Below are 14,882 nucleotides of genomic sequence, written 5' to 3'. Positions count from 1 at the left end.
AATAGCTCATTAAAAAAACGATCGCTTTTAGCTCGACCGTTTTTTATACCTTATTTTTTAGGCTGTTTAAATACTTTGGCACTGCGAATATATTCTACATCTTGTACATTTTCTCGCGCGTTAGCGATTCGAGCCGCAGCAAAGAAATAATCGGATAAACGATTTAAATACTGAAGCACAGCCGCATTAATTTTATGCTCACGCTGCACGCCAACAACAAGCCGTTCTGCGCGGCGTGTAATCGTCCGACAAATATGAAGCGTTGTCGCTGCAGGTGTGCCTCCAGGCAGAATAAAACGCTCAATGGCTGGCGCTTCTGACATATAGACATCAATGCGCTTTTCAAGTACTGATATCATGTCGTTTGTTACTTTGTACGGATGATCATCTTTTGCAAATGCTAAATCACTTCCACAGTCAAAAAGCTCATGTTGAATCGTAATTAGCTCTTCTTTTACATCTTTTAATGTTGTTTCATCCAGCTGATAAATCGCTTGACCTACAAAGCCATTTAGCTCATCGATCGTACCGTATGCTTCCACTCGAATATCATCTTTATTTACTCGTCCTCCAATTAAGCTTGTCTGCCCTTTGTCCCCTGTTTTTGTGTAAATGTTCATTGTATTTCCTCCTTCAATCGATTAGCAATTCCGTACCAAATGTGATCTACTTTCCGGGCATGTGCCGCTAAATGCTGATACGCATACCCGCATTCATCTCTCCACTGCCGCTCTGTTGGATCTAAAGGAACAATCCCTTTGCCGACTTCAGTTCCAATCACTATTAACCTTTCCCATACATCGCTGTCTCTCCACTTCTGTATTAACTTTTTAACAACAAGGTGCGGAGACTCCAGCTCGCTATGTATTAATTCCTTAACATAGTGCTCAAATCCTTCTAGCACTATGTAACTTTCTTCGAACTCAAACGCCGGTAAAACAGGACCTTCATACAAACAATGCCATTTTACCGACTCACTGGCATAATGCTGCTTCACCCATTTTCTTTTGCCGGTAAATGCACCGCCGAATACGAAATGCATGCTCTTCTCTCCTTTGCCTGTTTGTATGTACACGTTACTGAAAAACCTTCTCCATAAGAAAAAGAAACATCCCAAAGCGACGCTGTCTGTTTAAAATGGGATGCAATTAAACGCAGTGGTCCGCCGTGTGAAACAATAGCAATGTGACGCAATTGCTGACTGGCCGCCAAATCGACCGCTTCTTCCCACGCTGCCCAAACTCGGTTTGAAAAGCTTGAGAAGCTTTCACCATTCGGAGGCGTATGTTCTGTCCAGTGATCAATCCAATTTCTATACGCCCATATGTTTTTTAAATCTTCATACGTCTTCTCTTCCCAATCTCCAAAATGCAGCTCACGCCAATTTTTACTTTTAACCACCTGAGATTTTGGAAAAACAACTGCACTTGTTTCTAGCGCTCTTTTTAAGTCACTGGAAATAACGAGCTGAGGTTCTAGAAAAAGCTCTTTCAATTCATTTTTCCCTTCTATACTTAAAGGCGGATCACTCCACCCTATATATTTTTTCTGTTGATTTTCAAGCGTCATGCCGTGACGAATACATGTGATAACCAAAGAATTATCCATAAAAACGTTTCTCCTCCTTCAATGGTTGCCCCTATAACATCTCCTGTTACGCCACCAAACTGCAAACGATAAAATCGTATCCAGAGCCATAAAAAACCGGCAAAGAAAAGAATAATGAATTTATTGTCCATAAAAATAACGAAAATAGCAACTAAGAATAGGCTCATGATGATAAATCCGTAAATAGACCGTTTGGTGACTCCTTTTTGAAAATATGCAGCCAGACCCGTCTCTTTAGCGGGCTTATCTCTCAACAACAAAAAGGCTGCTCCAATTCTTGGAAGCGTAAAGACAATTAAGCATGCCCAAATTGATAAAGAAGAAAGAGACACTAATTCATAGATCGCACTAAAACGCAGCAGCAGCAGAACCATAAGAGAAAGAATAGCAAAAGACCCAACGTGCGGATCACTTAAAATCTGCAGTTTTTTTTCCTTTGACTGATGAGAAAAATACGCATCGCTTACGTCCATCCAGCCGTCTAAATGAAGGCCACCCGTTAAAACAAGCGGTAAAAGCAAAACTAAAATACTATCAACAATCGTAGTGATAGGTGAAGATTGAAGCAGCTGTAAAAAGCTATAAAACATCAAGCCTAGTAACATACCAATCCACGGCAGCACAAAAAGTGAGCGTGCCGTTCTTTTTTCATTCCATTGAGCGGTTTTAGCCAGTGGCAAGATCGTAAAAAATTGGAGAGAAATTCGTAGTATGGCTATCCATTCTTTCATATATCTACACATTCCTTTCCTTTTTTAAAACGATAAATTCCCGCTTCTACACAAATAGCCACATTTGCTTTTTCTACAATATACTGATGTAATTTTCCTAACATCTTCATATAGCTATATGTAGGCTCCTCTAATACGCCCGCTTCAAACAGTTCATTAGATACTAGCACGACCGTCTGAGACTGCACAAACAGCTTATCGAGCGCTTTTATCATATGACGAAAAACCTCTTGTTCGCCTTCTTTTGTTTGCCACCTTTTTTCTGTTAAAAAAAGCTCATTGGCAAGCCAGTTCGTGACACAATCCAAAAGTATAGCATCATCACTTTGAAGATTTGGCAGAATTTGTTGTAAATCTACAGATTGCTCGATCGTTACCCAAGGCGTGTTCGCTGCTTGGCGTTCTTTTTGATGAAGCTGAATGCGTTTTTGCATTTCCTTATCTGTTTGCCTGCTTGTGGCAATATAAACAGCGCGCTTTGTACAAAAAGTTTGAACCATGTTCTCCGCTGCACGTGATTTTCCGCTTCGAACGCCTCCGCTAATAAAGATGATCATATTTCATCGAGTCCTTGTTTGATTACGTTAAGTAAATAGTCATTTTCTTCTTTCGTTTTCACAGCCAAACGGATATAGCGTCCATTTAAAAATGGGAAGTTTTCAGTATGACGAGCTACCACGCCATAGCTTGCTAAATAGACAAGCCATTCGCGCGTTTTAATAGAAGACGGAACGCTGCAAAGATAATAGTTTGTTTGAGAAGGAGAAACCAAAAGTCCCCATTCCTTTAGTTGACTCAAGATCCGTTCCCGTTCTTGTTTAATATAATGTACGGTTTTTTTCACAAAATCTTTTTCATCCACACATATCATTCCTACTTGCTGCGACAATCCATTTACACTCCAAGGAGGCTGCTTTTTAGACATCTTGCTAATGATTTTTTCATTTGCCAAAATATAGCCAAGACGAAGCCCGGCAATATTAAACATCTTTGTCATGGAACGCACAACAATGATATGCTCATAATCCAGAATAAGAGAATCAAATGAAGGCTGATGTTCGACAAAATCAATGAATGCCTCATCAATCATTAAGTATGTACCATGATGAGCAGCAGCTTTTACTACTTTCATCCATTCCTCATGACTATACATAACGCCCGTTGGATTATTTGGATGGCAAATCCACAGTACTTTTATGTCCGGAAGAATGCTCATAATCAACTCTATATCCCAGCTCCAGCCATTTTCTTCAGCTAAAGGAACGTATGTCACTTCACATCCATAAGCTTTACTTGCCTGTTCATATTCAACGAAGGTCGGCTGTACAATCCCTGCTTTCTCTCCTGAAAATAACGAAGCAATAAGGAAAAACGCTTCAGCGGCGCCATTTGTAGGCAGCACTTGAGCAGCTGAAACATGATGATGAGCTGCAAGTTTATTTTTCAGCTCTGTTACTTGAGGATCAGGATAACTAAACGCTGCATCCTTGAATTCGTTCCACTTTTCGTGAAGCACAAGGGGAGCCCCTAAAGGATTTGTATTCACGCTAAAGTCTTTTATATGCGATAAATTCTCGGCCCCTATTGCTTTTAAAAAGACATTAGGATTAGCTCCATGTGTAGGTAATAGCACTAATAACTCCTCCTAACAAAAGATATAATAACCACGTAGCATAGACCGTCCTTTTCATAATGAAAACAGCTTGTTCAATATGACCGGCTTGCAGGGGAATGAGTGGTTCACCCATTTTTGCACGATTAGATTCTATGCCTTTATATGTATTAAGCCCGCCGAGTTGAATACCTAAAAGAGCAGCCACTGCGCTTTCCCCGTATCCGCTATTTGGGCTTGGATGCTTTTTAGCATCGCGCTTAATCAAACTCGTTACATGCCCAAGAGAATACCGGCTTTTTGCTACATTAACAGCCGTCATCACTACTGCAGTTAACCGACTTGGAATATAGTTTAATACGTCATCGGTTTTTGCACTAAAATAGCCGAACAGAAAGTAGCGGTCATTTTTGTACCCAACCATTGAATCACATGTGTTAATAGCTCGGTAAAAAAAGGCTAGGGCTCCTCCTCCTATAAATGCATAAAAAAGCGGAGCTGTGATACCATCACTTGTATTTTCAGCCACGGTCTCTACCGTCGCTCTGGCAATTTCTCCTTCTGACAAACGATCTGTATCTCGTCCCACAATCATGCTTACTTCATATCTAGCTTTCTCCATATCTCCTAGCTGAAGAGGCTTTTGCACCTTATAAGCAGCTTCGCTTAAAGAACGAGTGGATATAGTAGTCGCAATCATTACGCCCTCTACTAAAACACCTGCTATAAAATGAACTCCGTACAAAGCATGGAGGAATAAGAAAGGAACAACTCCTGCGAGCACAACCATACTTATCACAAGAAGCAATCCTTTGAATCGTTTTCCTGCACCTTTATTTAATCTAGAATCCATCCAATAAATCCACTTGCCAAACCAGCGAACGGGATGCGGCCAATGTTCAGGGTCGCCTATGATTCGGTCAATTAGTAAAGCAATCGTCATGGCCGTCATGTGTGCAATTATCGCTTGTGTAATACTCATTTCTTCACCTCTTTCCTTTAAGTCCCTGCTCTAAGCTTATTTTCACCAGCTTGGCTACCGCTTGACCTAAAACGGTCATAGAGCCTGCATATTCATATAATGGTCCTTTCTGAGACGCTGCAACTGAGATGCTGTCCGTAGATGTTCCCGTAGCAATCGTCTTTGTAGCTGGATCTATGACACCCAGCTGGGACAGCGTTTTTGTTTTGGCTTCTGTGGCCGCGATAAAAAGCTGTAAAAATGCAGCATCCGTAAGCGTACCTTCCACGAAAAAAAACATATTAATTGTACCGGGAGAAGAATAGAACGGGACAGCTTCGTCAGCTGTAATATCTACTGCGTTTCCTACTCCAGCCGTTATTACGGAAGCTACTCTTACTCCGTAGCCTTTATAACAGTAAACCGCTCTTTCTTTTAACAAAACGGCTGTCATCAACCCTACGATTTGCTCTTGGCGCACATTTTCTTTCATCAAATATTGCTCATACTCCAAAGAAGGAGTATCTGAATAATAGTCTTTGTGAACAAATCGATTGTAAAAGGTGTCCGTTTCCGTAATGCCTGTTCCTAAAATCCCTGAGCTGTATGTTTTATAAGAAGTCTCGGTTTTCATGATTAAAAGCTCAGGCCGTTCTTCAATTTTAAGATGTGAAAAGGGACCAATCCCCTTTTCAATTCGAACTGGAATATGGTCCCTCTTTTTATTTATTGTACACCTCAGGGTATACTGCTTTTGCTAAGTCCTCTAAGCCATCTACAATACGAGGTCCTAAGCGGTTGATTTTGTTTTGATCAACCTTCTCGATGTTACCCTCTTTTACAGCAGTCACGCTGCTCCAAGCGGGACGCTTCATAATCTCATTTTTGTCTGCATCATACGTTGCGATAATAACGTCAGGGTTTAACTTAACAACTTGCTCTTCAGAAAACTTAACCCAACCCTTTTCACTAGCCGCTACGTTATCAGCACCGATCATAGTAAGCATTTCGTTCATGAACGTACCTTTTCCTGTTGTATAAATCTCAGGAGCTCCTGATACCTCTATCCATACTTTTTTACGATCTTCTTTTGAAATCGTTTTTGCTTTTTTCTCAATTGAAGCTACTTTTTCTTTCATGTCTTTAATTGTTTGATTAGCTTCTTTTGTTTTACCCGTTAATTTACCGATTTGCGTAATAGAATCATAAACCGTATCAAACGTTGTTGAATCTTTTACAACAAATACCGGAATACCCGCACTTTCAATTTGTTTAAATACTTCATCCGAAACGCCCATACTTGAAGCGTGTGCCAGCACTAAATCAGGATTTAAAGCAATTACTTTTTCTGCATTAACGTTCATATCTCCTACCTGCGCTTTTTTCTTTACGCTTTTAGGATAATCATCGTTGCTTGTGACACCAACTAATTCTTTTTCAAGGCCAAGGGCATATACAATCTCCGTATTACTTGGCATTAATGAAACAATTTTCTTAGGCTGTTTTTTCAACGTAATTTCTTTATCACGCGCGTCTTTTACCTTCACTGGAAATGCAGCTTGTGACGTTTGTGCCGTATCTTGCTTCGTTTTTTTATCACTGTTGCTTTGGCTGCCTGCACCGCATGCAGCAAGTACGATGACTAACAGTGCAATAATGGAATACGAAAGCCATTTTTTCATCTAAATACTCCCCCTATATATTGTTCATTGTGAATACGAAACCTCCACGTTAAAGAAAAAGCAAATGATCATGCAAAAAGCAGCGCTATCCCGTTTTTTCCGCTTTGACTATGTATACTGCTCGCCGGCAGCTTCAAAATAAAAAAGCTTTACTTTCAATTGAAAGCAAAGCAGGTAACGTCAAGATAAGCAGGAAAAGAATCCGTTTACTATACTTGATATGTATGTTCATTACCCTGCTTCACCCTTCCTCGAAGGTTTCACAGCTAACAATAAGGCAGGTCTCCTGACTTACGCACAAAGCGCTTACAGTGGCGGGACCGCGCTGGTTTTTCACCAGACTTCCCTTTTCACTCAATCTTTAAATTGAGACCTTATTGCTTTACGTTTATTCACTTGTCCTAGTATACCCCACTCATGGAAAAATGGAAATAGCCATTCTCACAAAAAAAGCTGCGAGAATGCTCTCGCAGCTTAAGGAATTAAAGAGTTGCTAAAAATTCACGGACCGCTTCAGGCGTTTTAGCATTTGCACTGTGCAAGTGCGCAATTTTTTCACCGTTTTTATATACAAGAAGAGAAGGAATACCCATTACATTGTTTTCAGCAGAAAGTTCTTCAAACTCATCCTTGTCAATTTTAAACCATGCTTTATCTGTATTTTCGTCAACGATTTCATCAATGAACATATCCAAACGTTTGCAATCAGGACACCACGTTGTCGTAAAAATCCCAACGCTTAGTGTTTCATTCTTAATTTGTTCGCGAAATTGTTTTTCTTCCGTAAATTGTTTCATTGTGTTACCTCCAGCATCTATTCGTTCCTTCTCACTATTCTATGGTAAGAAGTCTGACTTCATTATAAACGATTTTTTTATCATTGTGCTAATGTTTCAGCTTATTTAGACCATAACGGTTTTAGACGTAAAAAAATGCTAGCTTAAAAAAGCTAACATTTCGAAATCGTAGAATGTTGTGTCTATTATCAGCTAAACCATTTAGGCGGCATGTTTCGGTTCCAATAAATTTTCCCTAAATCATAATGTTTTTGAAAATTATCTGCAGCCGCATGATAGTGAAAATTAAACCAGTATCCATCTTTTGGAGGATTTTCACGCCGTACATGAAACCGTATTAAGTCCTGACCGGTCTCCCGGTCATATACATGGAAAATCTTTTCACCGTAGCCAGCAGCAGGATGCTCGCTTATCTCGAGATTCTGAATTGACTGTTCACGTTCAGTGCCAATGTCGGTCAGCACTTCTTCAATTTTAGGTAACACTGCTTGACGAAACTCATCTTCAATGACAGGCCCAATTTTTGTTCCGAATTTTTCCACTGACTGTTTTTCAGCTGATTCCATTGCATACGTAACAAATGATGAAACGTCTTCATATTTTGGTTCTTCATATGGCAAATGGATATCTTCTATAACAGCCGTGACAGGAGTTGTTTCTCTTACATACCCTGCTTTATGTTGCTTGTCCGCTTTTGCATCATCAACGTATAAATATTCTGGTGGAGTGACAAGCCCAAATGTAAATACTGTAATAAATACAACTAGCATTCTTTTTATCCATCTAGGCATTCGTATCTTTCCTTTCTCATCTTTTCCCATATGGTCTTTTCATATCGTAAAATTCATTGTTATAACTCACTAGGTATTGTAACATACTTATTAATTTTTTACCTATATTTGCTTATTCATTTATGCTGCCTACGGGCATTCGACGACTTTTTAGTTAGCACCTTCCTTCTTCTGTTGGAGGTTGTCACACCGAGCGGAAACCTATACAAGATATTCCTTTTTTGCTGGATGCTTAAACACAAAAGTATTTTTATGTTCAAAAATATATCATACTTTTATGAACTTTAGATGAAATTCATAAAAAAAACTTCCAAAACTTTTTAATTCCTAAAAGGTTTTGGAAGTCTTTTCAATGATCGTGATTCATTTTACTTTTTTGTTTATTTTTGTATATCAATTGTCCCGTAATGAAATTTTGATGTTTTTCGTTTTTGCACGGTAAATCCATGTTCTTCAAAACGAGTGCTTTTCCAATGATCTTTTAGCACGATCTTTTGTTTGGCTACTCTTTTTGCTTCTTGTATAGCCATTGGCGTCAGCGTAGTATACAGTGCTATTGCTTTAATACCGTTAATTCCATTCGATTCATCAATTTGCTCTTGAAACATAGGATCAAAGTAGACAACATCAAAAGAATTATCTTCACAACACGCCAAAAACGATTCAAAATTTTGATGAACCACGTTTATACGCTTCATTGCATCGTTCAACTCTTGTACGTCACTTTCCCAATTTAAAAGCCCTTGTTTGACTAAATAAGCTACATAGCGGTTGCCTTCTAGTCCGACAACTTTCCCGCTTTTCCCTACCGCTGCGCTCGCCATCATACTATCCGATGCAAGACCAAGTGTACAGTCAAGCACGCTCATTCCTTTTTCTAAACCTGCAGCTTCAATAAACGGATCACGTTCTCCGCGCAGCCATCTCTTCACTCTAAACATAGCGGAGTTTGGATGAAAAAAAATAGGTTCCTCTTCGTTTTGAACGTGCAACTCTACTCTATTCTTACCGACAACCAGCACATCTGCAGCTTGAAGATTCTGAAGATCTGCAACGGATTTCTTCTCTCTTACTACAAAAGGTATACTTAAACCAGCGGCTACTTGTTTGGCTTTCACAATCATCTGTTCATTTGTTCGACCAGCAGTCGTAACAATCACTTTCATAACTCCCCCTACAATGTTTGGCTATTTACATAAAGAAAAAGGATGCCGATAGACATCCTTTTTCTTATAAAGTATATGCGATTTTTCTCTAAAAATCTATATACTAGATGTGACAAAAGCAGGTCATTTTATGAACAGTGCTGCTTAAAGCCATTTAAAATGTTTTCAAAAATAACTTCTAACGGCTGACCTTCAATTTCATGTCGAGGAATAAAATGAACGACTTCTTTTCCTTTTAAAAGCGCCATAGACGGTGATGAAGGCTCAATATCCCCAAAATATTCACGCATTTTAGCTGTTGCTTCCTTATCTTGACCGGCAAAAACAGTTACCACTTGATCTGGTTTTTGCTCAGACTGTAAGTACGCTTGCGTTGCTGCAGGACGTGCTAAACCAGCAGCGCATCCACAAACTGAATTAACGACAACAAAAGTTGTTCCTTCTGCGTTTTCCATAAAATCAACTACGGCTTCCTCTGTTGTTAATTCTTCATAACCAGCTTGAGTTAATTCTTGACGCATTGGTTTAACTAACTGACGCATATATTCTTCATATGCCATTGACATATTAACATTCCTCCTAACAATCATTCACGCTAAAAGCATACTATAAAAACCAGGAAAAATCTAGCTACTCACTCTTCAAATCCTTATCGTTGTCCCATTCTCATTTTTCATTTGACAAAAAAAGATTAAAACCGGGTCATATCATCTAATTTTTTTCCATAAAAATGTCGATTTTTACTATTAATATTCCATTTTTTGTACTATAGTAGTAAATAGTAGTTTAGTAGAAAGGATTTTTAAATTGAACCAGCGATTTAAACCGAACAAACGATTTTATGCATTTTTGTCTTTAGTGTTAGTGATCGTCGCTTCTTTGTTTTTTATTACAGAAGCCAAAGGAAGTGAATCCGCTGCATCTCAGCAAGTCTTAGCATCTACTGCATTGCCGCTGAAAGAAGCTGCATCTTCAGCACAGCCTGAGAAGCTGCTTAATACACTTCACCATAATATGTATGTAGGAAATACGTTAAACGATCAAAATCAAGCTCTTACACAGCCTGTTTACCTTACGTTTGACGATGGCCCAACACCTGATACCCTTCACATTTTAGATGCTTTGCGTCAATATAACGTAAAAGCAACTTTCTTTATGTTAAAGCATCAAATTGACGCTCACCCTGAAATTGCTAAAAAAGTAGCACAGGAAGGACATGCTATCGGCTGTCACGGCGTCTCTCATGATATTCATGTCATGTATAGTGAAGATGGCGCAGCGTTAAAAGAAATGCAGGAGTGTCAAGCGACAGTTAAGAAAGTAACCGGTGTTGACAGTAAGTTAATCCGCGTTCCTTACGGCAGCGTTCCTTATTTAAAAGAGCCCCACCGTACAGAGTTGCTAAGCCACTTTAAATTATGGGACTGGAATGTAGACAGCGAAGACTGGGCACTTCGTTCTGCACCTAGAATTATTCAGGGCCTTGAACCTCATATTCAAGGGGTTAACTCCAATGGAAGAACACCAGTCATTTTATTTCATGATAAATCCTTTACGGCACAATCCCTTCCTGCTATTTTGACTTACTTAAAGCAGTCGGGCTATCAGCCTATTAAAATTGATAACACTATGCAGCCTATGCAGTTTCCAACTCCCGCTGCAAAACAGTCGTAAAAAAGATCATTCAAGTGAATGATCTTTTTTTATGCTTTTCTGCTTTCCGTCATTTGTTTCCAAACAGAACCTTTTGCTTCTTCTCCGCCTTCGATACGTTCAATTGCTAGCTTGATTTGTAAATCTACCTCAAATTCTTTATCATTCTCTGCTGCTTTTAATGCAGGAAGAGCCGTCTCGTCCCCTACCTCGTATAAATACATAGCTGCACGCCAGCGAACAAGCTTGTTTTTATCACCAAGAGCTTCACACATTGCCGGAATACCTTCTTCAAAACCTAAATCTGACATGCAGTCCCCAGCAGTACGGCGCACAGTGACTGATTTATCTTTTAATGCTTTGTATAAATAAGGCAGTACCGCTTTTGATTCAATCATTCCTAAGTAGACCGTAGCTAAGCGGCGAATAGATGCTTTTTCATCATCAAGCGCTTTATTTAAAACGTCTAAATCAGCTTCTGTTGGATCCATTTGTTCTAAATGGGCATAGCGCACTGACCAATCGTTGTCTTCTAGCATTTCTTCTGTAACTTTATAGGTTTTACGCGGCTGTACAACTTTTCCGCCTTCTTTTTCTTCTTGTGCATTAGACACAAGGCGAGTTAATCTTTCTTGCGGATATGCTGCTGCTAACTCTTCCACTACTTCGTCTCCGATAGCCGATAACTCTCCGTAACGAACGCCTTGTTCTTTCCATTTCCGTTCTAATACCACATTATCTGAAAAACGTTGAAGTTCTGCTACCGCTTTTGCGAATCGCTCGGGCAGACCAAAGCGCTTTTCTTCATTTCCGTCCGTTAGCTTGACCTGCATCGGTACATTTTTGAACATTTGAACTGACACATTGACCTCACCAAAATGCTCATTCATTTTGTGCTGTTCACTGTTGCTTTGCAAATCTTCACCAAACGCTGCACGAACTTGCGGCAAAATTTGCTTCCAGTCATATTTGGCATTTCGCTCTACTGCCAAGAAGTCCGCTACGTGGTAGACTCCTTTTACCCCTTCTACTTTCAAGATGTCTTGAACAACTTCAGGGGCTGCTTCAGCATTTTTTTCCGTATAGTTATTGCTTTTTCCGCCTGATAGCACTTCGTCTAAATTAATTTTCATTGTATTCGGACTTGGCGTTGGCTCAATTGATTTAATATTCATATCGTATCGTACTCCTCTCATTAAAATTGTAGCATGTGCCATACTCAGTCTAACGACTTGTTTACGCGTTTTCAATTTCTTCAATCAGCTCTGAAAGCTCTGCCCAGCGATCAAGCAGTGCACTTAATTCTTCATTTGCTTTCTCTTGTTCTAACGATAGGTTATGCGCTTTTGTATAATCGCTGCCCACCTGTTCAATTTCACTTGTTAAGCGTTCAATTTCTTCTTCTTTTGCTGCAATATTATCTTCGATTTCTTCCCATTCTTTTTGTTCTTTATACGTTAAGCGACGCTTTTTCGTTTTCTCCGACTGTTTTGGCTTTTCTTCTTTCACTTTAGCCTGCTGAACCATTGCCTGCTTCTTCTTCATCGCTTCTTCCAATTGATCTGTATAAGCGCCAAAATAAATCGAAATGTTTCCTTCTCCTTCAAAAACTAGTAAGTAATCTGCTACTTTATCCAAGAAATAGCGATCATGCGATACGGTGATCACAACACCTGGAAATTCTTCGAGATAGTCTTCAAGCACCGTCAGCGTTTGAGTATCCAAATCATTAGTCGGCTCATCTAGAAGCAAAACATTTGGCGATGTCATTAATAATTTCAACAAGTACAAACGACGGCGCTCTCCTCCGGACAACTTTTGAATCGGTGTTCCGTGCGTATGAGAAGGAAATAGAAATCTCTCAAGCATTTGCGAGGCAGAGATCATTTTCCCATCCGTCGTATGCACAACTTCTGCCGATTCTTTAATATAATCAAGCATGCGTTGATTCAAGTCCATATCATCGCTTTCTTGGGTATAGTAAGCAACTTTAACCGTTTGTCCTCTGTCAATTTCACCGCTGTCCGGCTCAATGCGTCCTGCAATCATATTCAACAGGGTAGACTTTCCGCTTCCATTTTTTCCGACAATTCCGATTCGATCTTGTTTTTTCACGATGTGCGTAAAGTCTGAAAGAATGATTTTATTTTCATACGTCTTAGAGACATCTTTTAATTCAAACACTTTTTTCCCCAGGCGACTGCCTGCTAAACTTAAATCCAGTGATTCTTTTTCAGAGGAATCGATTTTCCCTTCTAATTCATCAAATCGCTGAATACGCGCTTTTTGCTTAGTCGTACGCGCTTTTGCTCCTCTGCGAATCCAAGCCAATTCATTGCGGTATAAGTTGCTTAATTTTGCTTGAGTTGCTTTTTCCTGCTCTTCTCGAATCGCTTTTCCTTCTAGAAAAGCAGCATAGTTTCCTTTATAGCTATATAAATTTCCACCGTCTAATTCAAAAATTCGGTTTGTAACAGCATCCAAGAAATAGCGATCATGAGTAACAAGCAGCACGGCTCCTTGATATTTGGATAAATATTCTTCGAGCCATTTAACGGTCTCATAATCTAAGTGGTTAGTCGGCTCATCTAAGATCAATAAATCAGGTGTTTGAATTAGACTTTGCGCAATGGAGACGCGCTTTTTCTGTCCACCTGAAAGCTCACCGATTTTTGCACTCATATTTGAAATTCCAAGCTTCGTTAAAATCGACTGTGCGTTAGAATTGGCTTCCCACGCGTTCATCGCATCCATTTTCTGCTGCAAATCATACAATGTTTGCTGATTTTTTTCGTTTGCAGAGTCTTGCTCCAACGCATACAGAGCTAGCTCATAGTTTTTTAATAAGTTAAGAAGAGGCGTATCTCCGCTGAAAACTTGCTCCAAAACCGTTAAGTCTTCATCAAAATCCGGATGCTGCGGTAAATATGTCACGCTGTAGTCTTTAGCATGAACAATATCTCCTTCGTCTCCGAGCTCTAAACCTGCGATAATTTTAAGAAGCGTTGATTTCCCTGTTCCGTTTACACCGATTAAGCCGATTCGCTCATTTTCCGTAATGGTAAATGTTAGTTGATGAAACAGCTCTTTTTCTCCATACGTTTTTGTTAAGTTTTCAACAGTCAGCATTTTCATAATGATAATTCCACTCTTTCTTAAATTGAACTAAAAATTCTTTCATATATGTATGTCGCTCTTGCGCTAGATACCGTGCTGTTTGAGTATTCATTAACGCAGTGAGCTTTAATAACTTTTCATAAAAATGTGCAATAGCCGTTGATTTCCCGTGTCTGTATTCTTCTTCCGTGATCTCACTTCGTACAGCAATGTTCTCATCATACAAAGCCGTGCCTTTAGCACCTGCATACATAAACGTACGTGCGATACCAATTGCACCGATCGCATCTAAGCGATCTGCATCTTGAACAATTTGACCTTCAAGCGTAGCCATAGCCGAACGGTTTCCGCCTTTAAATGACATCGTTTGTAAAATGTGAACGATATGGTTGCAGTTCTCTTCTTCTACCTGCTGACTCTTCAGCCACTCCCACACTTCTTCGTACGCCTTTTCAACATCTTCCACTAGCTTATCATCTACAACATCGTGTAAAAGCGCGGCTAGTTCGATAACTTCCCGATTGCCGCCTTCTTTTTTATATAAAAGTACTGCATTTCGACGCACGCGATCGATATGCTGCCAGTCATGACCCGTTGTGTCATGCACATGCCTTGCTTGAACCCACTTTTCCGTTTCCGCTATTTTATTCATTTGCTCACCTCAATTATATCCACCATTATTTTAGCACAAAGTGAGGCGCTCGTCTCACTGACAGCTGATCACCGTTTGAAAACCCTTGCTGAAAAATAAAAAACAGATGGAG

17 protein-coding genes and 1 riboswitch are annotated in these 14,882 nt (G+C 39.6%); of the genes, 1 reads left to right on the top strand and 16 read right to left on the bottom strand.

Going from position 1 to position 14,882, the window contains the following annotated elements:
* Positions 1 to 50: 50 nt before the first annotated feature.
* The 13 genes from Q5794_RS10615 to Q5794_RS10555 form a co-directional block, all read right to left on the bottom strand.
* Positions 51 to 620, bottom strand: a complete 570-nt coding sequence (locus Q5794_RS10615) for a cob(I)yrinic acid a,c-diamide adenosyltransferase (protein WP_025752044.1) — start codon at positions 618 to 620, stop codon at positions 51 to 53.
* Entirely contained in the window at positions 617 to 1,042 is a 426-nt protein-coding gene (locus Q5794_RS10610) for a bifunctional adenosylcobinamide kinase/adenosylcobinamide-phosphate guanylyltransferase (RefSeq protein WP_214987180.1), read from the bottom strand. The genes Q5794_RS10615 and Q5794_RS10610 overlap by 4 nt, the downstream gene beginning before the upstream one ends.
* Positions 994 to 1,608 (bottom strand): histidine phosphatase family protein, encoded by a 615-nt coding sequence (locus Q5794_RS10605; protein WP_214987181.1) that lies wholly within the window; start codon positions 1,606 to 1,608, stop codon positions 994 to 996. Before Q5794_RS10605 ends, Q5794_RS10610 begins: the two co-directional genes overlap by 49 nt.
* Positions 1,566 to 2,339 (bottom strand): adenosylcobinamide-GDP ribazoletransferase, encoded by a 774-nt coding sequence (gene cobS / locus Q5794_RS10600; protein WP_214987182.1) that lies wholly within the window; start codon positions 2,337 to 2,339, stop codon positions 1,566 to 1,568. Before cobS ends, Q5794_RS10605 begins: the two co-directional genes overlap by 43 nt.
* A complete protein-coding gene (locus tag Q5794_RS10595) occupies positions 2,336 to 2,896 on the bottom strand; it encodes a bifunctional adenosylcobinamide kinase/adenosylcobinamide-phosphate guanylyltransferase (protein ID WP_214987183.1) in 561 nt (186 codons plus the stop codon). The genes cobS and Q5794_RS10595 overlap by 4 nt, the downstream gene beginning before the upstream one ends.
* Positions 2,893 to 3,972: a threonine-phosphate decarboxylase CobD gene (gene cobD / locus Q5794_RS10590; protein WP_214987184.1), complete on the bottom strand. Its 1,080-nt coding sequence runs from the start codon at positions 3,970 to 3,972 to the stop codon at positions 2,893 to 2,895. Before cobD ends, Q5794_RS10595 begins: the two co-directional genes overlap by 4 nt.
* Entirely contained in the window at positions 3,947 to 4,933 is a 987-nt protein-coding gene (gene cbiB / locus Q5794_RS10585; protein WP_192997210.1) for an adenosylcobinamide-phosphate synthase CbiB, read from the bottom strand. The genes cobD and cbiB overlap by 26 nt, the downstream gene beginning before the upstream one ends.
* A 4-nt stretch (positions 4,934 to 4,937) precedes the next feature.
* Entirely contained in the window at positions 4,938 to 5,546 is a 609-nt protein-coding gene (locus tag Q5794_RS10580) for an adenosylcobinamide amidohydrolase (protein ID WP_374989078.1), read from the bottom strand.
* An 88-nt stretch (positions 5,547 to 5,634) separates the two neighbouring features.
* Entirely contained in the window at positions 5,635 to 6,594 is a 960-nt protein-coding gene (locus Q5794_RS10575) for an ABC transporter substrate-binding protein (protein WP_374989077.1), read from the bottom strand.
* 258 nt (positions 6,595 to 6,852) lie between these two features.
* Positions 6,853 to 6,986, bottom strand: a riboswitch (cobalamin riboswitch).
* Positions 6,987 to 7,076: 90 nt separating this feature from the next.
* Positions 7,077 to 7,391: a thioredoxin family protein gene (locus Q5794_RS10570; protein WP_013056696.1), complete on the bottom strand. Its 315-nt coding sequence runs from the start codon at positions 7,389 to 7,391 to the stop codon at positions 7,077 to 7,079.
* A gap of 188 nt (positions 7,392 to 7,579) precedes the next feature.
* Complete coding sequence (locus tag Q5794_RS10565) at positions 7,580 to 8,182, bottom strand: YpjP family protein (protein ID WP_025752035.1); 603 nt, start codon at positions 8,180 to 8,182, stop codon at positions 7,580 to 7,582.
* 380 nt (positions 8,183 to 8,562) lie between these two features.
* Positions 8,563 to 9,342 carry a class I SAM-dependent methyltransferase gene (locus Q5794_RS10560; protein ID WP_214987216.1) on the bottom strand — a complete coding sequence of 260 codons (780 nt, stop codon included), beginning with the start codon at positions 9,340 to 9,342 and terminating at the stop codon, positions 8,563 to 8,565.
* Positions 9,343 to 9,476: 134 nt separating this feature from the next.
* Positions 9,477 to 9,914: a BrxA/BrxB family bacilliredoxin gene (locus Q5794_RS10555; RefSeq protein ID WP_057243854.1), complete on the bottom strand. Its 438-nt coding sequence runs from the start codon at positions 9,912 to 9,914 to the stop codon at positions 9,477 to 9,479.
* Positions 9,915 to 10,155: 241 nt separating this feature from the next.
* On the opposite strand from Q5794_RS10555, the gene Q5794_RS10550 reads away from it, so the two are divergent.
* Positions 10,156 to 11,022 carry a polysaccharide deacetylase family protein gene (locus Q5794_RS10550; protein WP_374989076.1) on the top strand — a complete coding sequence of 289 codons (867 nt, stop codon included), beginning with the start codon at positions 10,156 to 10,158 and terminating at the stop codon, positions 11,020 to 11,022.
* 29 nt (positions 11,023 to 11,051) lie between these two features.
* Here the strand turns inward: Q5794_RS10550 and Q5794_RS10545 are convergent, their stop codons facing one another.
* The 3 genes from Q5794_RS10545 to Q5794_RS10535 form a co-directional block, all read right to left on the bottom strand.
* Positions 11,052 to 12,176, bottom strand: a complete 1,125-nt coding sequence (locus Q5794_RS10545) for a conserved virulence factor C family protein (protein ID WP_013056691.1) — start codon at positions 12,174 to 12,176, stop codon at positions 11,052 to 11,054.
* 61 nt (positions 12,177 to 12,237) lie between these two features.
* Positions 12,238 to 14,136, bottom strand: a complete 1,899-nt coding sequence (locus Q5794_RS10540) for an ABC-F family ATP-binding cassette domain-containing protein (RefSeq protein ID WP_374989075.1) — start codon at positions 14,134 to 14,136, stop codon at positions 12,238 to 12,240.
* Positions 14,117 to 14,770, bottom strand: a complete 654-nt coding sequence (locus tag Q5794_RS10535) for an HD domain-containing protein (protein WP_374989074.1) — start codon at positions 14,768 to 14,770, stop codon at positions 14,117 to 14,119. Before Q5794_RS10535 ends, Q5794_RS10540 begins: the two co-directional genes overlap by 20 nt.
* Between the last annotated feature and the right edge of the window lie 112 nt (positions 14,771 to 14,882).

Source organism: Priestia megaterium, assembly GCF_041941685.1.
GTDB lineage: Bacteria > Bacillota > Bacilli > Bacillales > Bacillaceae_H > Priestia > Priestia megaterium_C.
This window is presented reverse-complemented; position numbering and strand designations above follow the sequence as displayed.

Coding starts and splice junctions, on each gene's coding strand:
- Q5794_RS10580 (WP_374989078.1), bottom strand. CDS start 5,546: ATGAAAACCGAGACTTCTTATAAAACATACAGCTCAGGGATTTTAGGA.
- Q5794_RS10545 (WP_013056691.1), bottom strand. CDS start 12,176: ATGAATATTAAATCAATTGAGCCAACGCCAAGTCCGAATACAATGAAA.
- Q5794_RS10565 (WP_025752035.1), bottom strand. CDS start 8,182: ATGCCTAGATGGATAAAAAGAATGCTAGTTGTATTTATTACAGTATTT.
- cbiB (WP_192997210.1), bottom strand. CDS start 4,933: ATGAGTATTACACAAGCGATAATTGCACACATGACGGCCATGACGATT.
- Q5794_RS10555 (WP_057243854.1), bottom strand. CDS start 9,914: ATGTCAATGGCATATGAAGAATATATGCGTCAGTTAGTTAAACCAATG.
- Q5794_RS10615 (WP_025752044.1), bottom strand. CDS start 620: ATGAACATTTACACAAAAACAGGGGACAAAGGGCAGACAAGCTTAATT.
- Q5794_RS10575 (WP_374989077.1), bottom strand. CDS start 6,594: ATGAAAAAATGGCTTTCGTATTCCATTATTGCACTGTTAGTCATCGTA.
- cobS (WP_214987182.1), bottom strand. CDS start 2,339: ATGAAAGAATGGATAGCCATACTACGAATTTCTCTCCAATTTTTTACG.
- Q5794_RS10570 (WP_013056696.1), bottom strand. CDS start 7,391: ATGAAACAATTTACGGAAGAAAAACAATTTCGCGAACAAATTAAGAAT.
- Q5794_RS10540 (WP_374989075.1), bottom strand. CDS start 14,136: ATGAAAATGCTGACTGTTGAAAACTTAACAAAAACGTATGGAGAAAAA.
- Q5794_RS10610 (WP_214987180.1), bottom strand. CDS start 1,042: ATGCATTTCGTATTCGGCGGTGCATTTACCGGCAAAAGAAAATGGGTG.
- Q5794_RS10535 (WP_374989074.1), bottom strand. CDS start 14,770: ATGAATAAAATAGCGGAAACGGAAAAGTGGGTTCAAGCAAGGCATGTG.
- Q5794_RS10595 (WP_214987183.1), bottom strand. CDS start 2,896: ATGATCATCTTTATTAGCGGAGGCGTTCGAAGCGGAAAATCACGTGCA.
- Q5794_RS10605 (WP_214987181.1), bottom strand. CDS start 1,608: ATGGATAATTCTTTGGTTATCACATGTATTCGTCACGGCATGACGCTT.